General features: G+C 49.2%; 2 rRNA genes. Both read right to left on the bottom strand.

Annotation, left to right across the window (positions count from 1 at the left end):
* Window positions 1–98, bottom strand: a 5S ribosomal RNA gene (rrf, locus tag GTP46_RS29235); the annotation flags it as partial.
* 111 nt (window positions 99–209) lie between these two features.
* Window positions 210–319, bottom strand: a 23S ribosomal RNA gene (locus GTP46_RS29230); the annotation flags it as partial.

The following is a 319-nucleotide window of genomic DNA, read 5'->3' as shown; positions in this document are numbered from 1 at the left end:
ACTTTCACACTGGTTGCAGCACTATCATCGGCGTAGAGTCGTTTCACGGTCCTGTTCGGGATGGGAAGGGGTGGGACCGACTTACTATGGTCATCAAGCTTTGACTTGTCTGCTGCGCAGCCGTTCTCGGCTACGCAGCGAATCTGGGAGAAGTAAAGTTTTGGGGTATTAACTCATCAAGAGTAAATGCATATAACCGTCAAGGTTATAGGGACAAGCCGTACGGGCAATTAGTATCAGTTAGCTTAATGCATTACTGCACTTCCACACCTGACCTATCAACGTCCTGGTCTCGAACGACCCTTCAAGGAGCTCAAGG

Origin of the sequence: Duganella flavida, assembly GCF_009857445.1 — a bacterium.
Lineage (GTDB): Bacteria > Pseudomonadota > Gammaproteobacteria > Burkholderiales > Burkholderiaceae_D > Rugamonas > Rugamonas flavida.
The sequence above is the reverse complement of the archived record's forward strand: the minus strand, read 5'-3'. Positions and strand labels throughout refer to the sequence as shown.